Source organism: Vibrio sp. 397 (assembly GCF_033339395.1).
Classification (GTDB): Bacteria; Pseudomonadota; Gammaproteobacteria; order Enterobacterales; family Vibrionaceae; genus Vibrio; species Vibrio alginolyticus.
On the sequence record NZ_JAWOUN010000009.1, the window covers coordinates 201199 to 223770 of the forward strand.

General features: G+C 46.0%; 22 protein-coding genes and 1 pseudogene. 9 read left to right on the top strand and 14 right to left on the bottom strand.

Annotated features, from left to right (window positions below; translation table 11 throughout):
- Window positions 1-432 precede the first annotated feature (432 nt).
- Window positions 433-1977, top strand: coding sequence for an IS66 family transposase (tnpC, locus tag R7P36_RS16210; RefSeq protein WP_008175578.1), 1545 nt, complete (start codon window positions 433-435; stop codon window positions 1975-1977).
- 250 nt (window positions 1978-2227) lie between these two features.
- Here tnpC and R7P36_RS16215 read toward each other — a convergent pair whose 3' ends face one another.
- The 3 genes and pseudogenes from R7P36_RS16215 to R7P36_RS16225 form a co-directional block, all read right to left on the bottom strand.
- Entirely contained in the window at window positions 2228-2791 is a 564-nt protein-coding gene (locus tag R7P36_RS16215; RefSeq protein WP_001097412.1) for a chlorite dismutase family protein, read from the bottom strand.
- A gap of 23 nt (window positions 2792-2814) precedes the next feature.
- Complete coding sequence (locus R7P36_RS16220) at window positions 2815-3177, bottom strand: cupin domain-containing protein (protein WP_001201003.1); 363 nt, start codon at window positions 3175-3177, stop codon at window positions 2815-2817.
- 201 nt (window positions 3178-3378) lie between these two features.
- Window positions 3379-3815, bottom strand: a pseudogene (locus R7P36_RS16225) (IS66 family transposase); the annotation flags it as partial.
- 110 nt (window positions 3816-3925) lie between these two features.
- Here R7P36_RS16225 and R7P36_RS16230 point away from each other — a divergent pair.
- Together R7P36_RS16230 and R7P36_RS16235 are read left to right on the top strand one after the other, a co-directional pair.
- Window positions 3926-4123, top strand: coding sequence for a hypothetical protein (locus R7P36_RS16230; RefSeq protein WP_347880237.1), 198 nt, complete (start codon window positions 3926-3928; stop codon window positions 4121-4123).
- Between the two features lie 10 nt (window positions 4124-4133).
- Entirely contained in the window at window positions 4134-5048 is a 915-nt protein-coding gene (locus R7P36_RS16235) for a YeeE/YedE thiosulfate transporter family protein (protein WP_284143226.1), read from the top strand.
- A gap of 3 nt (window positions 5049-5051) precedes the next feature.
- Here R7P36_RS16235 and R7P36_RS16240 read toward each other — a convergent pair whose 3' ends face one another.
- Window positions 5052-5297, bottom strand: coding sequence for a Rho-binding antiterminator (locus tag R7P36_RS16240; protein WP_213899616.1), 246 nt, complete (start codon window positions 5295-5297; stop codon window positions 5052-5054).
- Between the two features lie 23 nt (window positions 5298-5320).
- Entirely contained in the window at window positions 5321-6169 is an 849-nt protein-coding gene (locus R7P36_RS16245; protein WP_213899617.1) for an AraC family transcriptional regulator, read from the bottom strand.
- A 141-nt stretch (window positions 6170-6310) separates the two neighbouring features.
- Between R7P36_RS16245 and R7P36_RS16250 the strand changes: the two genes are divergently transcribed.
- From R7P36_RS16250 to R7P36_RS16275, 6 genes are all read left to right on the top strand, one after another.
- Window positions 6311-7627 carry an IS1380 family transposase gene (locus R7P36_RS16250; protein ID WP_213899618.1) on the top strand — a complete coding sequence of 439 codons (1317 nt, stop codon included), beginning with the start codon at window positions 6311-6313 and terminating at the stop codon, window positions 7625-7627.
- Between the two features lie 368 nt (window positions 7628-7995).
- A complete protein-coding gene (gene grxC, locus R7P36_RS16255) occupies window positions 7996-8280 on the top strand; it encodes a glutaredoxin 3 (protein ID WP_213899619.1) in 285 nt (94 codons plus the stop codon).
- A 61-nt stretch (window positions 8281-8341) separates the two neighbouring features.
- The gene (locus R7P36_RS16260) at window positions 8342-8848 is read left to right on the top strand and encodes a YkgB family protein (protein ID WP_213899620.1); all 507 of its coding nucleotides are present in this window, start codon (window positions 8342-8344) and stop codon (window positions 8846-8848) included.
- Window positions 8849-8954: 106 nt separating this feature from the next.
- Complete coding sequence (gene gorA, locus R7P36_RS16265; protein WP_213899621.1) at window positions 8955-10319, top strand: glutathione-disulfide reductase; 1365 nt, start codon at window positions 8955-8957, stop codon at window positions 10317-10319.
- A gap of 63 nt (window positions 10320-10382) precedes the next feature.
- Complete coding sequence (locus tag R7P36_RS16270; protein WP_213899622.1) at window positions 10383-11591, top strand: bifunctional alpha/beta hydrolase/OsmC family protein; 1209 nt, start codon at window positions 10383-10385, stop codon at window positions 11589-11591.
- Window positions 11592-11627: 36 nt separating this feature from the next.
- Window positions 11628-12206, top strand: coding sequence for a DsbA family protein (locus R7P36_RS16275; RefSeq protein WP_213899623.1), 579 nt, complete (start codon window positions 11628-11630; stop codon window positions 12204-12206).
- 277 nt (window positions 12207-12483) lie between these two features.
- On the opposite strand, the gene R7P36_RS16280 is transcribed toward R7P36_RS16275, so the two are convergent.
- The 9 genes from R7P36_RS16280 to R7P36_RS16320 all read right to left on the bottom strand — a co-directional run bounded on the left by R7P36_RS16280 (window position 12484) and on the right by R7P36_RS16320 (window position 22560).
- Window positions 12484-15510, bottom strand: coding sequence for a Tn3 family transposase (locus tag R7P36_RS16280; protein WP_213899624.1), 3027 nt, complete (start codon window positions 15508-15510; stop codon window positions 12484-12486).
- A 165-nt stretch (window positions 15511-15675) separates the two neighbouring features.
- Window positions 15676-16404 (bottom strand): Qat anti-phage system TatD family nuclease QatD, encoded by a 729-nt coding sequence (gene qatD, locus R7P36_RS16285; protein WP_025634089.1) that lies wholly within the window; start codon window positions 16402-16404, stop codon window positions 15676-15678.
- Window positions 16401-17735: a Qat anti-phage system QueC-like protein QatC gene (gene qatC, locus R7P36_RS16290; protein WP_025634087.1), complete on the bottom strand. Its 1335-nt coding sequence runs from the start codon at window positions 17733-17735 to the stop codon at window positions 16401-16403. Before qatC ends, qatD begins: the two co-directional genes overlap by 4 nt.
- Window positions 17728-18585 carry a hypothetical protein gene (locus tag R7P36_RS16295; RefSeq protein WP_054574966.1) on the bottom strand — a complete coding sequence of 286 codons (858 nt, stop codon included), beginning with the start codon at window positions 18583-18585 and terminating at the stop codon, window positions 17728-17730. The genes qatC and R7P36_RS16295 overlap by 8 nt, the downstream gene beginning before the upstream one ends.
- Before the next feature lie 6 nt (window positions 18586-18591).
- Window positions 18592-20355 carry a P-loop NTPase fold protein gene (locus tag R7P36_RS16300; RefSeq protein WP_025634902.1) on the bottom strand — a complete coding sequence of 588 codons (1764 nt, stop codon included), beginning with the start codon at window positions 20353-20355 and terminating at the stop codon, window positions 18592-18594.
- Window positions 20356-20398: 43 nt separating this feature from the next.
- The gene (locus R7P36_RS16305) at window positions 20399-20650 is read right to left on the bottom strand and encodes a hypothetical protein (protein WP_206937404.1); all 252 of its coding nucleotides are present in this window, start codon (window positions 20648-20650) and stop codon (window positions 20399-20401) included.
- Between the two features lie 375 nt (window positions 20651-21025).
- Window positions 21026-21571 (bottom strand): hypothetical protein, encoded by a 546-nt coding sequence (locus tag R7P36_RS16310; protein ID WP_213899625.1) that lies wholly within the window; start codon window positions 21569-21571, stop codon window positions 21026-21028.
- A gap of 174 nt (window positions 21572-21745) precedes the next feature.
- Window positions 21746-22228, bottom strand: coding sequence for a hypothetical protein (locus R7P36_RS16315; protein WP_206937402.1), 483 nt, complete (start codon window positions 22226-22228; stop codon window positions 21746-21748).
- Window positions 22228-22560 (bottom strand): hypothetical protein, encoded by a 333-nt coding sequence (locus tag R7P36_RS16320; RefSeq protein ID WP_029811850.1) that lies wholly within the window; start codon window positions 22558-22560, stop codon window positions 22228-22230. The genes R7P36_RS16315 and R7P36_RS16320 overlap by 1 nt, the downstream gene beginning before the upstream one ends.
- Window positions 22561-22572 lie beyond the last annotated feature (12 nt).

Consider the following 22572-nt stretch of genomic DNA (forward strand, 5'->3'; position numbering starts at 1 on the left):
GCAACGGGCGGCAGGGCAATGATCCGAAAATTACCCCTTCCTTTGCGTCACCACAGCTTGCACCAACTGACCCTGAATTAAAAAATTGAAAAACTAACTTTTGGGTGTTGACTTAAAGCAAACCAAGCATATGCTAACCAATAGTTAGCAAATTGGGGTTCTAGGGATTTTCCGTCCAAATGCGACATTCAGACTGCTAAGTGATTGATTTATTGTGACTGGCTATGTGAAGCGCCAAAAAAGTAATACCCCTCTGGAGGCCGCGGACGGCGTGGCCTCCAGAGCACTTTGTCGTTTTTGGACGGAAAATCCCTAGAACCCCGTATTGGGGCCGATGGCGTCATCTCAATCCTGTAACCACAAGCTGAGCAATACCGCCATAGCCAGAACTGCGAATCGCTTGCAGTACAAGGGCTTGGCATACTAAGGGGCATGACTCAGCGCCCCGACATCAACCAACTCTCTGCCGGTCAGCTCCGTGCTCTCGCTACGGAACTGTTTGATCGTGTTGATAACAAAGAGCGGGCTCTGGTGCACCGTGATGCGGTCATCGAGAAGCTGACCCACGAAGTGGCCATTCTCAAGCGCCATAAGTACGCCCGGCGTAGCGAGCAGCTGGACGCGGTTCAGGGAAAACTGCTGGACGAACTGATCGACAGCGACCTGGCCTCCATCGAGGTCGAACTGGAACAGGCGATGACCGAGGAGCAGAAAGCCGCTCGGCCAAAGCAGCAACCCAAACGCACACCGCTGCCACCGGAACTGCCCCGCACCCTGATCCACCACGAGCCAGAAAATACTCAATGCCAGTGTGGCTGCCAGCTCAAGCGCATTGGCGAAGACGTCAGCGAGAAGCTGGATTATGTCCCGGGTGAGTTCACCGTTGAACGTCACATCCGGGGCAAATGGGCCTGCGACAGCTGCGAGACGTTGATCCAGGCACCGGTGCCACCGCAGGTGATCGACAAAGGCATCCCCACCGCTGGCCTGCTGGCCCAGGTGCTGGTGGCCAAGTATGCCGACCATCTGCCGCTGTACCGTCAGGAACGCATGTTCGGCCGTGCCGGCCTGGAAATCCCGCGCTCCACCCTGGCCGAATGGGTGGGTGCCTGTGGTGTGCAGTTGCAGCCGCTGGTGGATGCGTTGAGAAATACTCTGCTGGAACACAGTGTTCTGCATGCCGATGAAACCCCGGTCAGCATGCTGGCCCCGGGCAAGAAGAAAACCCACAAGGCCTACGTCTGGGCCTACTGCACCACACCGTTTGCCGACCTGAAGGCAGCTATTTACGACTTCGCACCCAGCCGTGCAGGCGAACACGCCCGAACCTTCCTGGGTGACTGGCGGGGCAAGCTGGTCTGTGATGATTACGCTGGCTACAAGGCCGGGTTCGGCAACGGCATTACCGAAATCGGCTGTATGGCCCACGCCCGGCGCAAGTTCTATGACCTGCACGAGGCCAACAAGAGCGAATTGGCGGCCAAGGCCTTGGAATACATCGGTGGACTCTACGAGATCGAGCGGGAAACCAAAGATCTGCCACCGGATATGCGGCGGGAAATCCGGCAAACCAAAGCCAAACCCCTTGCCGATGCGCTGCATCAGTGGATGCTGGCCCATCGCCAGAAAGTGCCGGATGGCTCCGGCACGGCCAAAGCCCTGGATTACAGCCTCAAACGTTGGGAAGCGCTGACGCGCTACCTGGACGATGGCGCTGTGCCCATCGACAACAACTGGGTGGAAAACCAGATCCGACCCTGGGCGCTGGGGCGCAGCAATTGGCTGTTTGCGGGTTCACTGCGCAGTGGTCAACGTGCGGCTGCGGTCATGACCCTAATACAGTCAGCGAAGCTGAATCGGCATGATCCCTATGCCTACCTGAAGGATGTGCTGACTCGCCTGCCGACACAGAAGAACAACGCCATCGACGAGCTATTGCCCCACAACTGGAAACCGGCCATACCTAACAAGGTGTAGGCCGGACGTGTATGGAGAGCCTTCTTCGAAAGCTGGACAAGGTGCCAACTCTAGACGGCAGGATATGCCCTGGGAGATCGATGAGAGAAAGAGGAGGCCATAAGTAGAAAATTTCCCAAGCGACTGGTGGCTCGCTAGGCATACGTGTCGTGTTACTCCTAAGTTATTAGACACACTAGATTTTCCGGGCTTTGCTGGGCTGCGGGTGTCGCAGGTGTATGCCGCACGGAGATCGCAGTTAAACCTGATACTAGGCCGGCTCATGCACTAGCCGGATGTCGATTTCTCTGTCGACATACTTCCACTCCACCGAGGCCCGGAGTTCGGCCAAAAGCCTGTTAAAGCCCGGCTCATCAGACGGGGAATATTCGAACCACGTCAAGAAGTCGAAGGGTTCGCTCTCGCCCAGGTCCCGACAATGGTGGAGACGACGGGCCACAGCAGGGAGATATTGGAGCCCAATGTGAATGTGACGGGACTGCTCCTCAAAAATCTTCCGGCGTTCGTCTTGAGCCAGTCCCCACCATGAGGGGTTTTTCCGGATAGGGATCAGGGCGGCACAGGTGGCCTCTGCTCGACCCAAACTTGGCTGCTTCGCCACGAGACGATCCTTCTCTTCACGCACGACATAACGCTCGTTACTCGTTATCCCGCGAAGAAGCCATTTGGTGCCCAAAGGCTGCGGCGAAACAGAGCCAGCGGCTACGTCGAGCCGGGGGATTCCAGGGAGAGGGGCTCCCGCCACGGCATCCATCCGAACAACGCGCCAAACACCCGTTTCTCCACCAGCGAACGTAAATAATCGTGTATTCATCAGTTTCCTCTCAGGCCTTTCGCCTATTTCTCAGCCAACGCAAAACCGGCATTGCCCGGCGCAACCACTGAAACAAATATAAAAGGTTCGGGGCCAGAGTTCATTGCACCATGTACCTGCCCAGGTTTTGCGATCGCAATATCTCCAGCTTTAAGATGAGTGACTATGCCGTTACCTTGATGATATTCGGCTTCACCTGAGATAACCGTCCAAGTATCTTGGCCGTGAGGATGTACATGGGAAGCTATTTCCTGCCCAGGGTGGGCGTGCCAAACAACGACGACAGAGTCATTGGTTTCCAGAACAACCGAACGAATCGGTTCGCCGTTAGACGGACGAACATATTCATCCACCGAAAAAATCCGCGATTCAGTTTCTGCTCTCATGTTCACACCCATTTAAAACTGATTGGACACGTACTCTAAACGCAACTGCGCCTGGACAGCACATGAAGATATGTACCTAAGCGCCCTTCGGGAAAACTATGCTCTGGCGCACAGAGACCGTCAATACTCCGTCGTGGGTAGGCATGACATAACGGGAGGAGACGGGCGACGCTTTGGTCATATGTACATGAGAAGGTGGCTCGCCCGCTCGGCAGGGTTGTTGTCGATGGGCAGGTGTCCCCCTTTCGATGTAGCGGATCAGCTTTAACCAGTTGCTCGCAAGGCAATTGATTGCTTGCCCAAGGCACTTTGACGACGTGACCTGGGGAGGGGTTTTGTCCAGCCTAGCTTTCAGTTGCTCCAGGAAAGCCTGGCTTTGCGACTGGCGCGTCTGGTATCGCTGGGCATCGCCCGCCTCTTCCATGTCGCGCTCGATGCCGTAGAGCTTGTTGATAAGAGTCAGTGCCATCTCCGCTCGGCCGATCTTGCCCTTGGATTGAGTTTTCTGATGAACTTGCGCCGCGCATGCCCAGCAACCTATACGCTCGACGCCTTTCTGCCTCCAGGAGGCGCTGCGGCACCTCCTGGGTACGGCTAGCGGTGTAATTGAACAGGATGACCGGAAGATTTGGTGGGCCACCGCGATCTCCTCAGTAGCTATAGCCAAACAGGTTGGGTATGAGAAGTTCAAGGGGGGGCGAGCAAAGCCCCCGTTCCAATTGATTCTCTATTCCACACAAATGGCGATATAAGCCGGCGGGTGATGACGACCCTGGAAGCTCTGGCATCGAGAGTGGATGTCTACTCCATCGACGAGGCGTTTCTGGATCTGACCGGAATCGACCGGGTGGTAAGCTTCGAGCCTTTTGGTCGGCAGGCGATTTGGCTCAAGGTGGAATCACCGGACGGTTACGCTACTATCGTTCTTTGTTGGCTTTATCGGTAACCGAACGTCGATGTGTTCAGTGATGGCTGTTGAAGAGCTGATCATTCAGAAGCGTTATGAGATCTTTAAGAGCTTCGTGAAAATCGTTATTTGGGTGTTTGGCGTAACGGTTTTATTTGAGTTGTTCGGTTTTATCTCACCTGCCCGTAACGAGAACTATGCCTTCCGACCAGAAGCAATGATAGGTGGAATCATTTTTGGTATGGGGGCGGTAATCAATGGAGGCTGCTCCATGAACACGCTGATCCAATTTTGCCGTGGTCGTTTTGCTTTGATCTTTTCGTTTTTAGGTTTTTCCCTAGGCGTCGTTGCTGCTGGCTATGCCTCTTCATTTCAGCCCAATCTTCAAGCTGTGAAAATAAAACCCTTTGATGGTTTTTCAATACTTCAACTATGGATCTTTGCCGTGTTATTCGTGGCTTGGGGAATCTATGAATTTTATTCCTTGTGTAAAGGAGCTTCCGCCAGCACATGGAAGAGGCGTTTTAAGAGTGAGCATTATGACAAGAGTTTATCAGCCGCAATTCTAGGCATTTGCAACGGCATATTGGTTGTGCTCGTTGGTATATGGGTCTATTCCAACCTTATTATCATGGGCCTACTCTACCTAATGTTCGATCAAGAAGGCATGAGCCTTGGTATCTACTACAAACTAAGTGTGTTTTTATTCGTCGCCATGCTCTTGGGCATCCTTATTTCTGCGAAAACAAGTCATACCTTTAACTTAGATTTTGAAGTAAAAGCTAATTACCTATTCGGTGGTTTTCTGATGGGCGTTGGCGCGGTGTTTGTTCCCGGAGGCAATGACGTAGTATTGCTAAATAGTATTCCCACTTTGTCCCTTCAAGCGGTGCCCAGTTACGTTTCAATGCTCTTAGGTATGGCTTTGCTTATTATTCTCAAACGCAATTTTCAGAAGACCTAAATCTCAATTAAACCGAACCGATTGGAAATGAGGATTATCGACTTTCGCTTCCATTATCTTGACTTCATCCAGTACCACTAAACGCTCGGCATCACCTACCTCGACTTTTATGCACTCTTCCCTCTCGTTATTCAGTGAGGTATCTTTCGCGCTGCAATGAATTATCTCACCAGATTTGAGTGTCAATATAATCGGATATTGATAGGTACAGGCTATTTCAATATAGTCATAGTCGTTACATGAAATCATCAGTTTTTCCTCACTAGAAACGGCTATTGCTTACGGTACTGTTTCGGCGTCATACCGACGTATTTTCCAAACGTTTTAGTAAATGCTCGCTCTGATTCATACCCGATACTTAGCGCGATATCATCGACCATCAGGCTCGTATTCTTGAGCATTTCCTTCGCTCGTTGAATTCTCAACTGCGATAAATAAGTAAAAACCGTTTGGCCGACCAGATCTCTGAATTGTTTTGCAAAGGCGGCTCTAGACATACCAATCTGGCTTGCTAGATCCTCGATAGTCCAAGGCTCACTCGGTGATTCATGCATGAGTTTTAGTGCTTTGGATATACGCTTGTCATTCAGTGCCATTAGGAAAGAGTTTTGTTCTTGGCGACCAAAATTAATTCTTATCAGCTCAACCAGTACAACTTCAGTTAGTTTGTTGACGATAATCTCCGTGCCCGGATTCTGTGCCATATATTCTGCACTAAGTTGGTCAAAGGTGCTTTTTAACCAAGGGTGTTGATGCAGCTCCTCCTCTCTAACAATGGTCGTTTGAGGGAAGATTGTTTTGAGTGGCGTTAATGTCTCGTCCTCAAAACTGCAATATCCACATAGCAAAAGAGTATTCTCACCTGCAGTAGATATGTCACCGTAGGGCGACTCGCTCGTTAATATATGATCGAGTCCAGGCCCTAAAAATATCAAGTCACCAGGACCAAGCTGCTCTACTTTGTCACCAATAATCGCCCAGCAATACCCACGTCGAACCATATGAAAGCCAGCCGTCTCGGTCTCTTTAAATTCCTTAGTCCAAGGTGCCTCCACTTGGCTACAAAAGTAGACACTACCGCTGACGCGTAATGATTTAAGAATATCACTGAGAATTTCCATTCATACCTTCCTATCACCATTAACCTATACCTGAATCCGTGACTTCAACGAGCTGAACTCACGCCCAAAGCCTGCAATAACAAGGCTTAGAGCGATATAATAGCATCTGACACCCATTCACCCAGTTAGTGCTTTCGGCTCATGCGTACCTTCACTCTCCAGCAATCCCGAACCGAAGTCTATACACCCAATGGCGGGCTGGCCTTGGTCGGTCATTGCCTGAACCGGCATACATCGCTCACCAAAACCGCCCGCACCGTCGTCAAGCGGCACGGTATTCCGAACATTGAACTGATCCGGACCTATCTTGGCCTGATCACGCTGGGCAAGAGTGACTTCGAGGCGGCCGAGCCGGTTCGAACGGACCCATTTTTCAAGTCTGCCCTGGGCATCAAGCAATCGCCATCGTCGGCCCGGTTGCGCCAGCGATTTGATGAAGACGCTCAAGGCCTGACACCCCTGCTGGACGATGCCAGCGTCGAGTTTCTTCAGTCCGTCGAAGCTCCGGTGTCACCTCTGGCGATGGGCCACGTTGCGCTGGATATGGATGTCTTTCCCATGGACAACAGCCAGACCCGCAAAGAGGGTGTCAGCTACACCTACAAGGGTTATGACGGCTATGCGCCGATGGCCGCCTACCTGGGGCAGGAAGGCTGGTGCCTGGGTTGCGAGCTGCGCCCTGGCAGCCAGCACGCCAACAAGGGATTTCTCGACACCCTCAAACGAGTGTTACCCCGGGCTCGATCACTGACGGATAAGCCCATTTTGTTGCGCCTGGACAGCGCACACGATGCCCGTGCCAATAGCGATTTCCTGCGCGAGCAGGACCAGGTCGACTTCCTGATCAAGTGGAACCCTCGTAAAGAGGATCCGCTCGTCTGGGCGGACAAGGCCCAGGCCCGGAAAGCCTGGTCACTGGAGCGCGACGGCAAAATGGAAGCGGTTCTGTCGGAAGCGATTCCGGACGAGCCCGGTCTGCGTCGCATCGTGAAGGTCACCGTTCGTACCAGCGATGCCGAAGGCCAGCTGTATCTCGAACCGGAAGTCAGCCTCGAAGGCTGGGTGACCTCGTTGCCGGCCGAAGTAGCCGACGAGCAACACATCATGGCGCTGTACAGCGATCACGCCACCAGTGAGCAGTTCCACAGCGAGTTCAAGACCGACCTGGACCTGGAACGACTTCCGTCCGGGAAATTCGACACCAACAACCTGGTCATGGCCTTCGCGACGATGGGTTACAACGTGTTGCGCTGGATGGGTCTGCGACTGACCGGCCCGGATGCACCGGTTCGCCACCCGGCCAAGCGTCGCCGCCTGAGAACCGTGATGCAGGAAATCATGACCATGGCCTGCCGCCTGGTGCACAGTGGCCGGCAGTGGATCCTGCGATTTGGCCGGCACTGCCCAGGCTTTGCGGTTTACCTCGATCTTTATCGGGGCCTTGCTTCCGCCGGATAGGCCAACTCAACCACTGGCAAAAAGCAATCCTCCCGGAATCCTCTGCCGGGACAGCCCGCTATTGCCTAAACACTGCATGCTGGTTATTTATCAACCAATCTCGGGCCATCGGTTGCTCCCGCTCTTTGCTTCCAGACCTCAAAGTCAGAATCTCACCCAGTTATCGCCTCTTGTTGGCGCAGAGGTGGGCTTGACGAGTATATTGGCGAGCGAAGTCACTGATTCAGGCTATACACTAAAATAATAATAGACGATCAGTGCAATATTTAAAGACTTTTGCACATTGTTAGTTTTTATTGAAAGCCCATAATGATCACATCAACGCAAGACAAACGAAACACAAAAAGTGAAACAGAAGGAGCATAGCGATGGCGACAAAACAGACTGCGAAAGTAACCGTATACAGCAAAGGCTACTGCCCTTACTGCAAGATGACTAAGGCAACGCTTAAAAAACTGGGGCTGAAGTTTGAAGAAATCGACATTACCTTCAGCAGAAAGCATGGCAAGGAAATGCGCGAACGTAGTAACCGTCATACGGTTCCACAGATCTTTATCGACGATCACCACATTGGTGGCAACGATGATCTACAGGCAGCGCTTCGAAACGGAGAGCTGGAAAAGATTCTTGAGGTAAATGCAGCGGTAGTATAGCGCTACCCAAAATGACACGAACTCAAAACAAAATTTAAATCAAAGTAGAAGGAAAAACATCATGACAACTTCAACAGCAAGACAACTCACAGACACCGCTTTGACTCAAAACACTCGTCCCTTGGACGTCACAATTACACGTATAGGCGACCAAGCCTTACGTTACTCAGTGGTCGTAGTACTGGCCTGGATTGGAGCAATGAAATTCTCGGCCTATGAAGCGGGTGCAATTCAAGGCCTTGTTGCTTCAAGTCCTCTAACATCATGGCTTTATAATGTATTTAGCCTACAAGGGGCTTCAAATCTTATCGGCACTGTTGAAATAGCGACTGCGGCAGCGATTCTACTAGCACCTTTGCATCGACACATTGCTGTCGTGGGTAGCCTAGCAGCCATTGCGACCTTTGCTGTGACATCAAGTTTCTTGCTGACAGCACCCGTTTGGGAAGCAAGCTTGGGTGGTTTTCCAGCATTGAATGTTGTACCTGGCCAGTTCCTTTTGAAAGATATTGTACTACTCGCAGCAGCAATATCTTTATTAGGAAAAGCTCTTAGCTCAAGCAAATAGGTCAACAAGTTTTAAGCTAAAAGGCACTAACGACAGTGCCTTTTTTTACTAACCTTAAGACTATTACTATTTAACCAATTAACAGAACAGGTACTGCGAGAACACTATGACTGAGCAATATGATTATGATTTGTTTGTAATAGGAGCTGGCTCCGGTGGCGTACGTGCAGCAAGAATGTCTGCCGCAACTGGCGCGAGAGTCGCTATTGCAGAAGAAAAATACCTAGGGGGCACATGCGTCAACGTAGGTTGTGTTCCTAAAAAGCTATTTGTTTACGCTTCACATTGCTCAGAGGAGTTTGAAGGTGCTTCGGGATTTGGCTGGGAAGTCGGTGAAAGCCGTTTCAACTGGCCGGCGCTGCTAGAAAACAAGAACAAAGAGATTGAGCGCCTTAACGGCATTTACAAAAAACTCTTAGAAAATGCAGGCGTCAATATCGTTTGGGGACGCGCTCGACTGACTTCCCCCAATAGCGTTGAAGTTGATGGTAAGACCATCACAGCTGAGAAGATTCTTGTAACAGTTGGCGCAACACCAAGCGTACCAGCGTTTCCAGGTTCGGAACATGTGATTAGCTCGGATCAGGTTTTCTATTTACCAGAGCTTCCTGAAAAAATTGTGATTGTCGGTGGTGGTTATATTGCGGTTGAATTTGCCGGCATTATGAATGGATTGGGTGTCGAGACTCATTTGGTTTATCGCGGCGATAAACTACTTAAGAACTTCGACCAGCCTACTGCACAATTTGCAGCCAATGAAATGCAGAAAAAAGGCGTGAATATCCATTATTCGACCAACATTACCCAGATTGAAAAACAATCGGATAACACCCTTGTTTGCCAACTGGATAATGGCGAGATTTTAAGTGCTGGCCAGGTGATGTATGCAACAGGCAGAAAGTCTTTGACGAGCGATTTAGGCATAGAACAAGTCGGTCTAACGACTCGTAATAATGCAACGATTGAAGTCAATGACCAATTCCAAACATCCGTCCCATCGATTTATGCCTTGGGTGATGTGATTGGCACGCCGGAATTGACGCCCGTCGCAACAGCTCAGGCGATGGTGTTCGTAAGCCAGCAATATGGTGATGGCAGCAAAAGCATCAGTTATGACAATATTCCCACCGCAATCTTTTGCCAACCGAATATTGGAACAGTGGGGCTATCTGAAGACGCGCTTAAGGCCAAAGGTGTGCCGGTAGAGGTATACCAGTCAGAATTCAAACACCTTAAGCACACCTTATCAGGAAGTGAAGAGCGAGTATTGATGCGTATGCTGGTTGAGAAGGGCACTCAAAAAGTCGTCGGTATGCACATGGTTGGCCCTGACGCTGGTGAAGCGATTCAAGGCTTTGCCGTAGCAGTCAAAGCAGGGCTCACTAAAGATCAATTCGACGGCACGATTGGTATTCACCCGACAATGGCCGAAGAATTTGTCACCTTAAGAGACCTTAGTTACTCGGTTTAAGTCAACGCTGTTCAAACCCATCAAGAAGCAGAGGCTTAAGGTATAAGCTACGAGGTATAAGCTATGAAGAATAAAGTCGAATTTGTCAGCAATGGCATTACCCTTAGAGGAATGTTGGAATCGCCCGACCAGAGAGTTTCCAGCTACGCCTTATTTGCACACTGCTTTACCTGTGGGAAAGATATTGCAGCTGCTTCTAGAATTGCTAGAGCCTTGACCGCAAAAGGTATCGCGGTATTAAGGTTCGACTTTACGGGCTTAGGAAATAGCGATGGGGACTTCTCTAACACCAATTACTCCTCCAATGTGGATGACTTAAAAGCAGCCGCAGATTTTCTAAGAGAGAATTATCAGGCACCGAGTTTATTGATCGGCCATAGTTTGGGAGGGGCTGCCGTACTGTCAGTAGCTCACCGCTTACCCGAAGTGAAAGCCGTTGCAACCATTGGAGCACCTCACGAGGCGCAGCATGTTGTACATAACTTTGCGGCCAATCTAGACACGATCAATCAAGAAGGCAAAGCTGAAGTCACATTGGGTTTTCGAAAGTTTGTTATTAAGAAACAGTTTGTTGAAGACCTTAAACAAATCGAATCCGAGATTGGAAACTTACGAAAAGCATTATTGGTCATGCACTCGCCGATGGACAGCACAGTAAAAATCGCCGAGGCCGAAAAAATTTATAAAGATGCCAAGCATCCAAAGAGCTTTGTAAGCCTGGATAATGCTGACCACCTTGTTTCCAACAAGGATGATGCCGAATACATTGCTACAACGATTGCAGCTTGGGCAAGCCGATATATCGAACCCTCAATCGTAGAGAAATCCGGGCAAACGGTAGCCAAAGGCCATGTCTACGTCGAAGAAAAGGACCATAAATTCGCGCAGAACGTTTATAGCAATAGTCATCACTGGCTAGCCGATGAGCCTGTCGCGGTGGGTGGAATAAATGCAGGCCCCGATCCATACGAACACTTGCTCGCCGCATTAGGCACTTGTACCTCCATGACGATCCGTATGTACGCTGATAGAAAGAAATGGCCGCTAAGCAATATCGGCATTAACTTGCATCATGAGCGTAGTTACAGCAAGGATTGTGAACACTGTGATGAAGCCCCTCAGCAAATTGATCACCTCAATCGTGAAATCACATTGGAAGGTGAGTTAAATGATGAGCAGCGGGAAAGTCTGCTTGAGATTGCAGATAAATGCCCAGTCCATAAAACCTTACACAGTCACCTAGTAGTAAACACAAAACTAAACGCGAATTAGAAAAAGCACTTTAAACTCTTCAGGAGATAAACAAATATGGCCATCCCTATTCCTCATCGCCCAAGTGGTTTTCTACTAGGCGACCCAGCTGCTCTTGTCACACTTGATGCCTTTATCGACATACAGTGCCCACACTCTCGTGCTGCTTGGCCAACACTAATGGCCGTAATGAAATACTATCAGGATGATCCGGTCAGCTTAAAGGTACACATGATTACCTTGAGTAATCATCGACAAGCCTGGGATATCAGTTTAGGTTTATTCGCCCTTGCTGAAGGTGATGCTAGCAGGTTTTACGATTTCGCCACGTTTGTATACGAGCGCCAGGATCAGTTTTATAACGCGCCGTTTCTACACAAAACGCATGAAGACTTGCGTCAATTTGTAGCTGACTTAGCGCAAGCGCATTCAAATATAGATCGGGAAGCCTTTCTGAAGAGAATGGGCGACAATGATATCTACGTTAATGCTAGAACCCCAATTCGCTATGCCGCTACAAAAAGTGTCTGGGCTACACCAACATTCTTCGTTAACAATGGGAACAATGTACCTGTTGATCACAAATCTAGCTTGGATGATTGGATAAAGCTGATTGATTCTTTGTTAGCAAGCTAATTTTTACTTTCACTTATTTATGGCTTCTGCTTAGAAGTATGAAGTAGCCTATTTTCTTGAGTTGCTAAGGATTTGCTTTATGAAGTTCGCAGAAGAGATCCTCTCCTCTGTTTTTTATCGGTTATGTCTATTAAGTGAATAACGACAAATGTCCGCTTTCCTCTTTTTCCTGACTTGATTACCTACAAGCAACAATCTTTGAAAACACCGTTGACTCAGATTCCTGATACTTCAGCATCATAAATATACGGCCAGGCAAAATCAAAGACTCAAACATCTAGGCTGCAATCAGCTCGTGAGATCCTGAGAATGGTTCAATATCACTCAGTAAGCCGTCTAGATCGATTTCGGTTCTACCTTGGTCAAAGGAATATTCACCATTCAAATTAATGTGTTGCCAGGCAACGGGTGATAAATTGACAATGTAATCTGCTATATCATCTCTTCCCCGATCTTCATTTATTTTAAGGTAGGCAGATAGTAGCGCGGAGTTATAGTAAATAATGCAGTTTGAGATTAACCGGGAGCAATCATTCCACTGTGAAACCTGGTAATCGTTTCCGCCTCTAAATCGATTCCCATTAACGGAGGCAATGGCTCTTTTCAACTGGTGGTAGGCTTCGCCACGATTCAATGCTTGCTGGACATATCGCCGTAGTGTTGCATTATCAACATAATCCAGGAGGTAAAGGCATTTTATCAGCCGATCATATTCTTGGAGAGCTCGGAGTGTTTTACTTTGACCGTTACTGAGCTTACGAATTACAGTGCTTTGCGTCGTTGTTTTACGGCTCAGTGAGCAGATTATGTGCTGTATCTCATCCCACTCCTCTTGGATCAGCTTGCAATTTATGTCTTTCTTCAAGCGAATCGAGCAACCATCTTCCTCTGTAACTTCAAACAATTTGAAGAAGGTGTTTTTGACTTTTGCATACCGGGGTGCAAAGCGGTAACCAAATAGATCCAATATCGCAAAGTTGACGTTATTCGTGCCGTGATTATCCGTGGATAAAGTAAATGGCTGTATGTCTGACGTATTATTGTAGAGAAGGTCAAAGGCAAAATGCCCTTCGTATTCGTTCGCGCCAATAATTTTGGTATTGACCGGAACGTGGTTGGAGACGAGCGTCAGCGATGATACGCCTTTTCCTTTAAAGAAGTCTTTGGACGAGTAACGCGCTTTAAAGGTATTGATTCGACACTCAAACTTTTGGCCGTCGATACTGGAGTACAACTTGTTATCGTCAAAGTGATAATGAACAAAAATAGGCAGTGCTGCAATCGCATTGGATACCAGGTCATTCGACTCATTTAGCGTATCCATTCTGACGTAGCTTTCTTCTACACTTCGAAGTTTGCCTACCGAACGGTCAGAAATATTAGCCATCTTGTACAGGCCATAGTTGGTGCCATTCGCCAGAACACAAGCAATCAGATCATCATGATTGATCGACAAAACATCATGGTTCGCCGATATGTGAGAGAAAGCATCCAGAAAGCCGGTCTTCTGCTGTACAAATTTAAGCAAATCAACAATGCCCATGTGCTTTATTTGGCTATAGATAGGATTATCGACTGACTCTTTCCAGCGTCGATTTGGTATTGACCACTTTAATTCATGACGATCTTGGCTAAATTCGACATATTGGTTGTCACCGCTAAAGATATGGTCGCTGACGGACGCTAGCTTCTCTTCTAAGTCACTTAGCTTTTTAGCAAGCATCGTATCGACATGTTTTAGAGGGTGGGTAAGGCCAGATTTCTCGATGATCTGCTCCTTCTTCTCATTCCATTCTTCTGTGGCAATGAGATCACTCTCGAGACTACGATTCCGCTCGCTTTCTACAATATAAATTTGGTTAGATTCGAATAACTGGGCGGCCTTTCGATAAAGGTAAAACTCAAAACGGAGAGTTCTTTTCGTTTCATCAACGTCATAGACGTGTTGGCGCTCAGATTTCCGGATCAGTTTTTTATTAATGGTTGAAATAGATCCATTTTCGGCTATCTCCGAGATCGAAGATGCGAACTGTTCAATCAATTCGGGTTTGATTGCTCCGAATTCGACATCAACGGCTTGGAAAATCGACCGCAGCAACCTTTTAATTTTATTTGTTTGCCGACTTATATACTCCCATTCATATTGGGCCGTATCAAAATCAGTATCATCTAAATGGGCGCTGAGAAGTTTCAGATTCTTCTTCGGCAAGAGTTTGAACGCACGCTTCCGAACATCTCCGAACGTTCTGCTGTCACTGATATCTGGATCTACAAAAAAGCTCAGGATATTTCCGGCAACTTTGAGGCTGTCTTTTACAACATCGACATCTTCAGCGACTTTTTGTTTCGCGAATATTTTGCCAGATTCGGTGATTTTCCGGACTAGATACAAAAATGCCGATACTAGGTTGTCATTCGTTTCACGATACCTGAAATACAGATAACAGCACAGATAAAGCAGTGACTGGTCATCAGAGTGGCGTCGAAGCTTATAAACCGATTTATGCTTTACAAGCGAGGCATAGTATTCAAGGTTTTTCGGGGAAAGTGATAATTCGGCAATAATCTGTTTGAGCTCTGGATAAAGCTCTTTTATTGCCTGATGAGTAGTAAGTTCTCTATTGATTTGGCTCGACGAGAAATCCTTCGCCATTTGTTTTAGCCTGGATAGGTCGGTGAACGTCTCATCCGAACCCAAAAGCTTTAGTAGTGATTTTCTTGTTTTAGGTGTCATGCTTTTTTCAAGAACTTTTTTGATTCGAGCTCTTTCAGAAATGAGCACTTCAGATACATGATCCTGGAGTGTCGTATACCCGGCAAGTGCAATTTGGTTTTGATTAAAGAATGCGATGCATTCATCAAATACATACCGTGGATCGACGCTGATCGTAACGACATCCCGGAGTCGTTCTAGTATTTCAAGTTTGTGCGTTTTACGGCGATAGTACTGGTAACCTGTGTAGTTAAGCAAACGACTGACTAGTTTTGTCTTGGTTGAGGCAGAAAGATCCTTAGCTTTAATACTTTTACCCTTAAAGTATTTCGATATGATGAAATCTAGATCTGCCTTAACAGCGTTAAAATCAAAGTTTGGAATAATCGGCTTGCTTCTGAAGTAACCCAGCAGCAATATGAAATAGCACTTGGTGTCGATACGGCGGCATTCGTCGACAAGTTTCTGAGTCTCATCATCAAGCGAGAAATACTCCTCTCGCTCAGCATGACTAAACGTCGGTAGGGAATACAGCTCTGCGATTTCGGACTTATTGAGTATTTTGATGCGCTTATTGTTTGACTGCTTCATGATTGACCCCAGTGATTCTTATTTTTCGGTCATCATATCGGAATTTGGTTATATTTTGACCCTAAGGTCATTTTCGGGGGGATGGGCGCAAAACCCCAACAAGGTGGCTAGCTCAAGATCTACATTTATAGGTCCCAATTGCACAACATCTCTACAAAGATGTATTCATTTAGCAACTAATTGACGTAAATTATTCTTCAACTGTCTAACTGTATCTGATTGAGACACTTCCCATTCTTTAGAAAGATACTGAATTACGGTATCAACATCTGAGGGGAACAGTATTTTTCCCGAAACTTTCGCAAAAGGTCCATCTGTTTCTAGAAGAATTTTATCTTTAGGTAACCAAGATATAAGTCGCTTTCCACGTGCTGAGAAAAGCATTGCTGGTCCAACTGAAAAATAACAACCTATATCGACAGCTTCTAATAACTGTTTTTTTGTCCCCAAAAACCAGTGGAGAACAGGGATGCCTGCTTTCGGGTGTTTTTTCAGACACATTAAGGTTTCGTCTACTGCATTCAGGCTATGTATTGTTAGAACTTTATCATTGAATGACTCACATTTTTTCAGAATGTGATTAAAAACCAATAATTGGTCATCAAAATGCTCTCTCCAGCCTTTTGATCCATCTAGTCCAATCTCACCTATATATTTAGTTTTCTCTATAAGTCGATCGAAAATTGGTAGTTCATTTTTCCTTAAATGAGCTAGCTGAGGGTGCAATCCCAAAGCGGTTTTGCAATGCTTAAGCCCTTTTGTGAGATTAACAGTGCCTTCGAAGGCTGAAGGCACTGTTGTTACAGATAATACGTAATAGTTTGAGCGTTCAATGTCATCCAATACCTTCTGATGTTCGGGGTATAGATCAACATGGCAATGCATATCCATCATGATGTTTTGTTAGCCTGTATAAACACTTCAACTTCCATCAAACCACGCTTAAGCGTTGATTCCAAGGCATTACGTATAGACTTATCTAGTGGGATTGGACCAGATTTACGTAGCCAAGATTTGTAATTATTGGTTTGCTTCAACCGGATAATGGCTGTTTGAACTGCTTGCAGGTCGTCTCTTGTATCCTTCTCTTTAATTAGCGTTTTCAATCGCTTTGTTTTATATGGTGCGTCATCATCAAAGCCAGCATGATGAACAGATGCTCTTCTAATTAGACAGGGCAAGCAGTGCCCACATTGTATGTGTTCTCTGTGCCAGTGGCTGCATGAAACGCTTAGCGGTACGGCTTTTTTAATAGCGTTTTGGTCAACGCACTCAGCCAACATCTCCCCCTTTGTTTTAAACTGATAAGGGTTTACGAATTTGACGTCAAAACCTATGCGTGTCAGCAATTCTTCCAACCTCTGCAAGAAGTTGGGGTGTGTGGTTCTCGTACTGTGACTACCTATTCGCCTTCTAGTTAGTGGTGGATTGATTGAGATATAGCCATTCTCAGGAACGATAATGGTTTTAATACTGGCATCACAGTTAGCACTTCTCAGTGCGGAAATGCCCAATACGGCCATCGCCAAGAAGTTAAAGCTTCTCCCACGCATACTTATGTCCGTTCTGCCTTCATATGTTTTAATTATATGAGGAGAAATTGAATAGGAGAGCTCAGCAAATGGAGAAGACAACAAAGTCTTAATTTCTTCCTGTTTTGCACCATCTCCACGATAGGCGTGACTTACTAAGAGAGGCTTATATTCTGACTCTCCATTAAGGATATCAATAGCACCCACTGCACTATCAAGACCGCCAGAAAATAGGCAAACAGCATTTTTTCCTAGAAGAGTTTTGGCTTTATATTTAGCCTGCTTACTTATCTTAGGTTTAGGCAGTTCCATTGATGTCTGCTCAAAAGTGAACATCCATTGATCGCCAGTAAGAAAGTTCAAAATTGAACTCAACTCAGCGCTTTCTGCATTCCATATATTCGGTTCACTTACAGGGATGTGAAGGTGCATTTGCCTTGACCAAGCATTCTCAGCCTTCTCTCTTAACTCAAAAGTATCTGCTGCGGTAACAGCGGAAGCAATTGTAATTAAATCGATTGCCTTAGGCTCAACAGCAACTCCCAAGTCTCTTACTGTTTGCAGTAGCCCTCTGGAAGCTAAGCTGTGTTTTTTTTGATCATATTCGTGAGTGTGGAATAGTTGTACAGGGTGGCATGACTCTGAATATTCAGGTAGTTGGTTTGGATTATCATTGAAGTAAAACTTAGTCATCGAAACTCTCCCATTCTTCAACGGTCATTGCGATGGTATCAGCTTGAATCTTGGTAATGTTATTTCTGGTGATATTGCTAGGGTTGCCATTAGTGACCTTGTCTAGCTGCTCCTGAGCTATTACCTTGATAAGCTCCCTTAGCTCAACTTCCATGCTATGGTGCTTGCTAGCAGGTTCTACGTGGAACCAAGCCCTGCCCATGCCTTCAACCACATCTTGGAAAATCAAGTCAGTTAAATAGCAGCCGATGGCTTGTTGGATTACTTCTTCAGTAAAACTATTTGGATCGAAATCTTCTGTATCTGGTAGCGCTTCTTCCAGCGCGTAATCTAAGGCAATTCTCACAGAGTCTGAGTCAGCATTATCAGGAGCCAAATGTGAAGCAATTCTATCAATAGCTTGGTCAGTGGATAGGCCTTTCAAGTCATTTAAGGAAAGGCTTTGGTTGTTGACAGTAACAGTGTCTCCACGCATTACTCCAAGTAAACCAGTACCAGCCGTTATCCCACTAGCCAACCTTCGGCTTGTGGTTTTTCCACCACCAGAGCCTTTTTTAGAATAACTCTTTAGTGCTCGCCTTAGATCAGAGCTTGAACCTCCGGCCTTGGCATAATTCCCGAATTCTCTTCTAGCTCCTGCAAAACGGTTTGCAGGATTGGCAGTACCAGATGGTTTGCCGATTTCCTGCTGAACTTTTTCATTGTCGATTTCCTTGTCACCTTGATTTTCCCCGTCCGGGCCACCAGTATCTTGAGCTGGCTCAATTGTTACAGGCGGACTTTGTTCAGCCCATGACGGAATGAGTGGGCTCTGGTTATTAGGGCCAGTTGATGATGCTGAAGTACCCATTAATACCTACTTTTCTAATTCCTTGATAATTACATTCAACCACCTTTGCTTTGGCAGTCCCTTCACGTAAGTTAGTAGCGCCTTTTTACATTTAGGCTCTTCAACTGCTAGTAGTCTCGCGCCATATATGCCTGGGGGAGCTTTTGACCAATCACTTACAGTCCTGAAGTTTTCAATTAGTCCATCCATCACAGCTAAATAGTCTTCTCTTGGGGTCGCTGCTATGGCATTTTGGTTTGTATGGCTTAGTCTTTCCGTTTGTTTCATTAAATCCTTCACAAGCTTTTGAGCAGCGCCGGACATAACTGCATTCACTAGGCCCATGGGGATACTCTCTCTACTTAAGTATGCCGCTGGGGTCAGGTTCACATTTGCAAACATCGGTGGTAGCTTCGACCACTTGTCAAGAAAGGCTAAATCTAGCTTCCACTCTTCTGGTAAATCCATATCATCGAATTCAGCTTCTGGATCTTCCAATTGAGCCAGAATCTTTGGAGAACCACTCTCTGTATCAATCAACTGATACAGTTTGTTTGTTGCTTGAGTCCCCAAACAACGCTCAAATATCACCAATTTGGTAATGGTTTTCTCATCCAGCTGCATACCACGACGGAGTGCTGTTTTTCTTCTCATTTTCACCTGATTTAAGAGGCGTTTAACAATTCGAGGGTTCCCATTTATATTGGAGGACTCTGCGAGCAATGGAGCAAGTTGTTCGGCCACGATGAACTTACTTCTGAGTTCGTCCTTACCCTGAACATCTTGAACTTTATCAACGTCCAAAAGCTCATCGACTGATATGGGTGACTGCTTCCAAGATAGCTGAAGAGACTGCTCTAGGCTTTCCCTAAGCCCCTCAAGCTGGTCACTCGTAACGCCATGATCTTGAGCTGTCAACATCATCAGGTAAGCTCTGATTTCTAGAGTACCAGGTCTTGGAACGTGTACTGGGATTTGAATTAATTTATCTAGGTAGTCTGTTTGGTGGCGCTGCGAAGCTCCCTTGTGATATTCCGGCACAGCTAAGCGGATCATATCTTCGTCTGCCGCAATCACGAATGCTGTATTTGGTAAAAACAAAAATAGTCGTATCGCTTCCAGCGTCGAAATTGCATTAAATGGCGAGCAACGGTCCAAGTTATCGACATAGACTATGAGTGGTTTATCAAATTCACTCAACAAGTCTGAGTACGCATTGCGGAACTCTTTAATTTCTTTTGGGGGTGAAAAAGCCTTTTTAGGCTTTAAAATTTCTTTGTTATCTTTAGCTATCTGCTTCGCACCATCTACTGCATCCTTGGCATCACCAAAGTCTAGTTCGCGATCCTCTCCACCACTGAATAGCCCCATCAACTTCTGAAAACCACCCATGGTGGGAACGCCAGCTAAAGCTGCACCACCATCCATCAATAATCCCAAAGATCTAATGATGTCAACACGTCCTGCAAACTCTTTAGCCTTCTTGCTCAAGCTGGCGTTGTCTTTCGCTTGGTTTACCAAGGTAGATGCAATTGTCTCTAATAGAGCCGCTTTAGCATCGTCATAGCCTTGATACATCCATGCATCGAAATGGACTTGAATGTAGTCTTGCTTCTCTTCAGATATTGATTTTTTGGTTAGCTCTAAGATTGTTGATTTTCCTGCCCCCCAATCCCCAAAAACGCCAACAGATATTGGCATCAATTCCTTTTCGGTGATTAGATCCTTAATCGATTCGGCAGTTTCACTAAAATTTAAAAAGTCTAGTGAGGACTCTTTATCAGACCACATTTAAACCCCATTTTGTCTACAAAATAGCTGTTTTCAACACGCACTATTTTCTGACTTTTAAGTCAAGCCCCAAAACTAGAGCGTTGGAACCATCTTTATTTGTTAAGACTTCTATTTTATTTGCCCGTACACTGACTTCTTCAGGTAACTCATCTTTAGAACAATGGATTACAAACTGAGTTTTGGTATTCTTGTAGCGGCTAATTAGCCCTTCATCTATGTACTTTTCAACATCTAATGGCGTTGAAAAAATATCCATATTCCTTTGAAGCTCTTCGATTTCCTTAGTGTTCATATCTTCCTCATTTCTGCCAAAGCTATAACAGTCTATATCAAACTAAATATTCTGTTATTAGGAAAAATAGGTCAAATGATGACAAAAGAAGTGTGTCCCAAATCAGAGTCTGGCAAACTTCGGGGCATTTTCGATTTAGGAATGGCAGCGTATCGATTGCGATCGCGGCTATTTTAGCATGAGACTTTATTACTCTCTCACAGTAGAGTTAAAATAAAGCTAATCTGGTAAATAAAACGTCGGAACTGATTGCCAGGACTTTAAGTGACTATTAGACAGGAATCGAACTACCTGCCAGTTGCATTTGATACTTATTATCCCTGCTGGCAAGCGAGGTGACGAGCTGGTAGCTATTGCAATAGCTCAGAACAAGTGCTAGCCACTGGACGATAAACCTAACTTTGAAAGACTCTCTTCTCCTGTCAACACTGGGTGATAATGAAAGTGCGGTTTTAGACTTTCAGCAAACTGACTGACAACTTTTGGAAAGCCACTGTCTCCAGCTTGACTCTCGTAAGCTGAAATAAACGTAAAATCTAGTATCTCCATAGAAGGCAACGTCAACCATGCGTGAATATTGGCCATATTGGTAGGTGAACAGTCTAAAATTGATGACTTGATATCATCCTCAGTTAACTCAAAATATTTATTTCCATCAAATGTAATAGATCCAATAGTGAATATTGGTGGCGCTCCGTAAAAATGTTCTACCGCTTTCATTAGTTGAGAATGAATGTTTAGACACTGTCCTACGAGATCGGTGCCTTTTAGTGGGTTATATAGATAATTTAGAAAATCCAAGCAATTTTGAAGGTTTTCATCACTACAAAATTTCGCATCTAAAGCCTTAAAGCGTGTATCAGACAATTTAAGGTACCTTGAGCGCTCAATCGCCAATTCGAACTCTTCCAAATATCTCAACTTCTGCTCCTAAGCATAAACGCCCTATTAAGGTTTGAGCAACGCAATACTGATGCCGCCGCATACCACCTTCATCACCTAAACCAACGCATAGTCAAAATGCCACACGTGCCGAATCACTCTTGAACAATTTGTTATGTTCATAGCTACTCTAAATCAACACTAAGGTTACTATCATTTTGGCCAACGATTGTAGATCCAATACAGACATCTTGAAACACCACCAGCAATTCCTCCAAGTAGGATCAATGCCAGACCTTTAAACCCGGAAGATAGAGCATAGCCTAACTGTATTGATGTACTTCCCCAGCCGTTGGATAAGCCAGTTGATATAGCTAGTCCGAAGAGAATGATCAAGATAAAGCTAGTAATACTAATTTTCCACATTTTCATTATCAGAGAGAAAGCGAATGCAATGTAGATTAAGATCCTCAGCAATTCGATGAAGCCATAGTTAGCCATCCCAGCAAGAACATAGTTAATCGATTCGGTTAAGCTTAAAACCGCACTAAACAGAGCAAATATGGCCGCCCCCATGAAGATTACTTGTGGTAAATTGCTAACTGAAAGGTATACAAACAATCGGTTAAACAGCTTAGTAAAGAGTTTCGTCAATTTGTGTAATGAACTGCGTACAGGGAATCCTATTTTGATCATTACTTATTTTCCATTGCTCTTAGCGCCTCACCCAGTAGCTCTTCTGTACTTAGATTTTTGTTATTAGCTAGGCTCTTATCAACTGTTCTCAGTGCCTTATATTCTGTACTTGTACTTTCGCCATCGATGTCTTCTTGTCGACGTCCATATGCAATGTAAATGTTATGAAAGACTCGATTGCGCTCCTCTCCAGTACAATCTAAATTTGCCAATTGCTTTTCAGCACCTTCAAACATGATGTCTAAGCTATCATCTGTTTTGGCTTTACAGAAATGCCGATAGGCTGTATCAATGCTTGTCTCTGTAGAAACGACAAATTTTTTCGTATTCATTTTAATAATTTT

What these genes read in the sequence shown, in the direction of transcription:
- tnpC (WP_008175578.1), top strand. Translation starts at nt 433, where the DNA reads ATGACTCAGCGCCCCGACATCAACCAACTCTCTGCCGGTCAGCTCCGT.
- R7P36_RS16215 (WP_001097412.1), bottom strand. Translation starts at nt 2,791, where the DNA reads ATGAATACACGATTATTTACGTTCGCTGGTGGAGAAACGGGTGTTTGG.
- R7P36_RS16220 (WP_001201003.1), bottom strand. Translation starts at nt 3,177, where the DNA reads ATGAGAGCAGAAACTGAATCGCGGATTTTTTCGGTGGATGAATATGTT.
- R7P36_RS16235 (WP_284143226.1), top strand. Translation starts at nt 4,134, where the DNA reads ATGTGTTCAGTGATGGCTGTTGAAGAGCTGATCATTCAGAAGCGTTAT.
- R7P36_RS16240 (WP_213899616.1), bottom strand. Translation starts at nt 5,297, where the DNA reads ATGATTTCATGTAACGACTATGACTATATTGAAATAGCCTGTACCTAT.
- R7P36_RS16245 (WP_213899617.1), bottom strand. Translation starts at nt 6,169, where the DNA reads ATGGAAATTCTCAGTGATATTCTTAAATCATTACGCGTCAGCGGTAGT.
- R7P36_RS16250 (WP_213899618.1), top strand. Translation starts at nt 6,311, where the DNA reads ATGCGTACCTTCACTCTCCAGCAATCCCGAACCGAAGTCTATACACCC.
- grxC (WP_213899619.1), top strand. Translation starts at nt 7,996, where the DNA reads ATGGCGACAAAACAGACTGCGAAAGTAACCGTATACAGCAAAGGCTAC.
- R7P36_RS16260 (WP_213899620.1), top strand. Translation starts at nt 8,342, where the DNA reads ATGACAACTTCAACAGCAAGACAACTCACAGACACCGCTTTGACTCAA.
- gorA (WP_213899621.1), top strand. Translation starts at nt 8,955, where the DNA reads ATGACTGAGCAATATGATTATGATTTGTTTGTAATAGGAGCTGGCTCC.
- R7P36_RS16270 (WP_213899622.1), top strand. Translation starts at nt 10,383, where the DNA reads ATGAAGAATAAAGTCGAATTTGTCAGCAATGGCATTACCCTTAGAGGA.
- R7P36_RS16275 (WP_213899623.1), top strand. Translation starts at nt 11,628, where the DNA reads ATGGCCATCCCTATTCCTCATCGCCCAAGTGGTTTTCTACTAGGCGAC.
- R7P36_RS16280 (WP_213899624.1), bottom strand. Translation starts at nt 15,510, where the DNA reads ATGAAGCAGTCAAACAATAAGCGCATCAAAATACTCAATAAGTCCGAA.
- qatD (WP_025634089.1), bottom strand. Translation starts at nt 16,404, where the DNA reads ATGATGGATATGCATTGCCATGTTGATCTATACCCCGAACATCAGAAG.
- qatC (WP_025634087.1), bottom strand. Translation starts at nt 17,735, where the DNA reads ATGACTAAGTTTTACTTCAATGATAATCCAAACCAACTACCTGAATAT.
- R7P36_RS16295 (WP_054574966.1), bottom strand. Translation starts at nt 18,585, where the DNA reads ATGGGTACTTCAGCATCATCAACTGGCCCTAATAACCAGAGCCCACTC.
- R7P36_RS16300 (WP_025634902.1), bottom strand. Translation starts at nt 20,355, where the DNA reads ATGTGGTCTGATAAAGAGTCCTCACTAGACTTTTTAAATTTTAGTGAA.
- R7P36_RS16305 (WP_206937404.1), bottom strand. Translation starts at nt 20,650, where the DNA reads ATGAACACTAAGGAAATCGAAGAGCTTCAAAGGAATATGGATATTTTT.
- R7P36_RS16315 (WP_206937402.1), bottom strand. Translation starts at nt 22,228, where the DNA reads ATGATCAAAATAGGATTCCCTGTACGCAGTTCATTACACAAATTGACG.
- R7P36_RS16320 (WP_029811850.1), bottom strand. Translation starts at nt 22,560, where the DNA reads ATGAATACGAAAAAATTTGTCGTTTCTACAGAGACAAGCATTGATACA.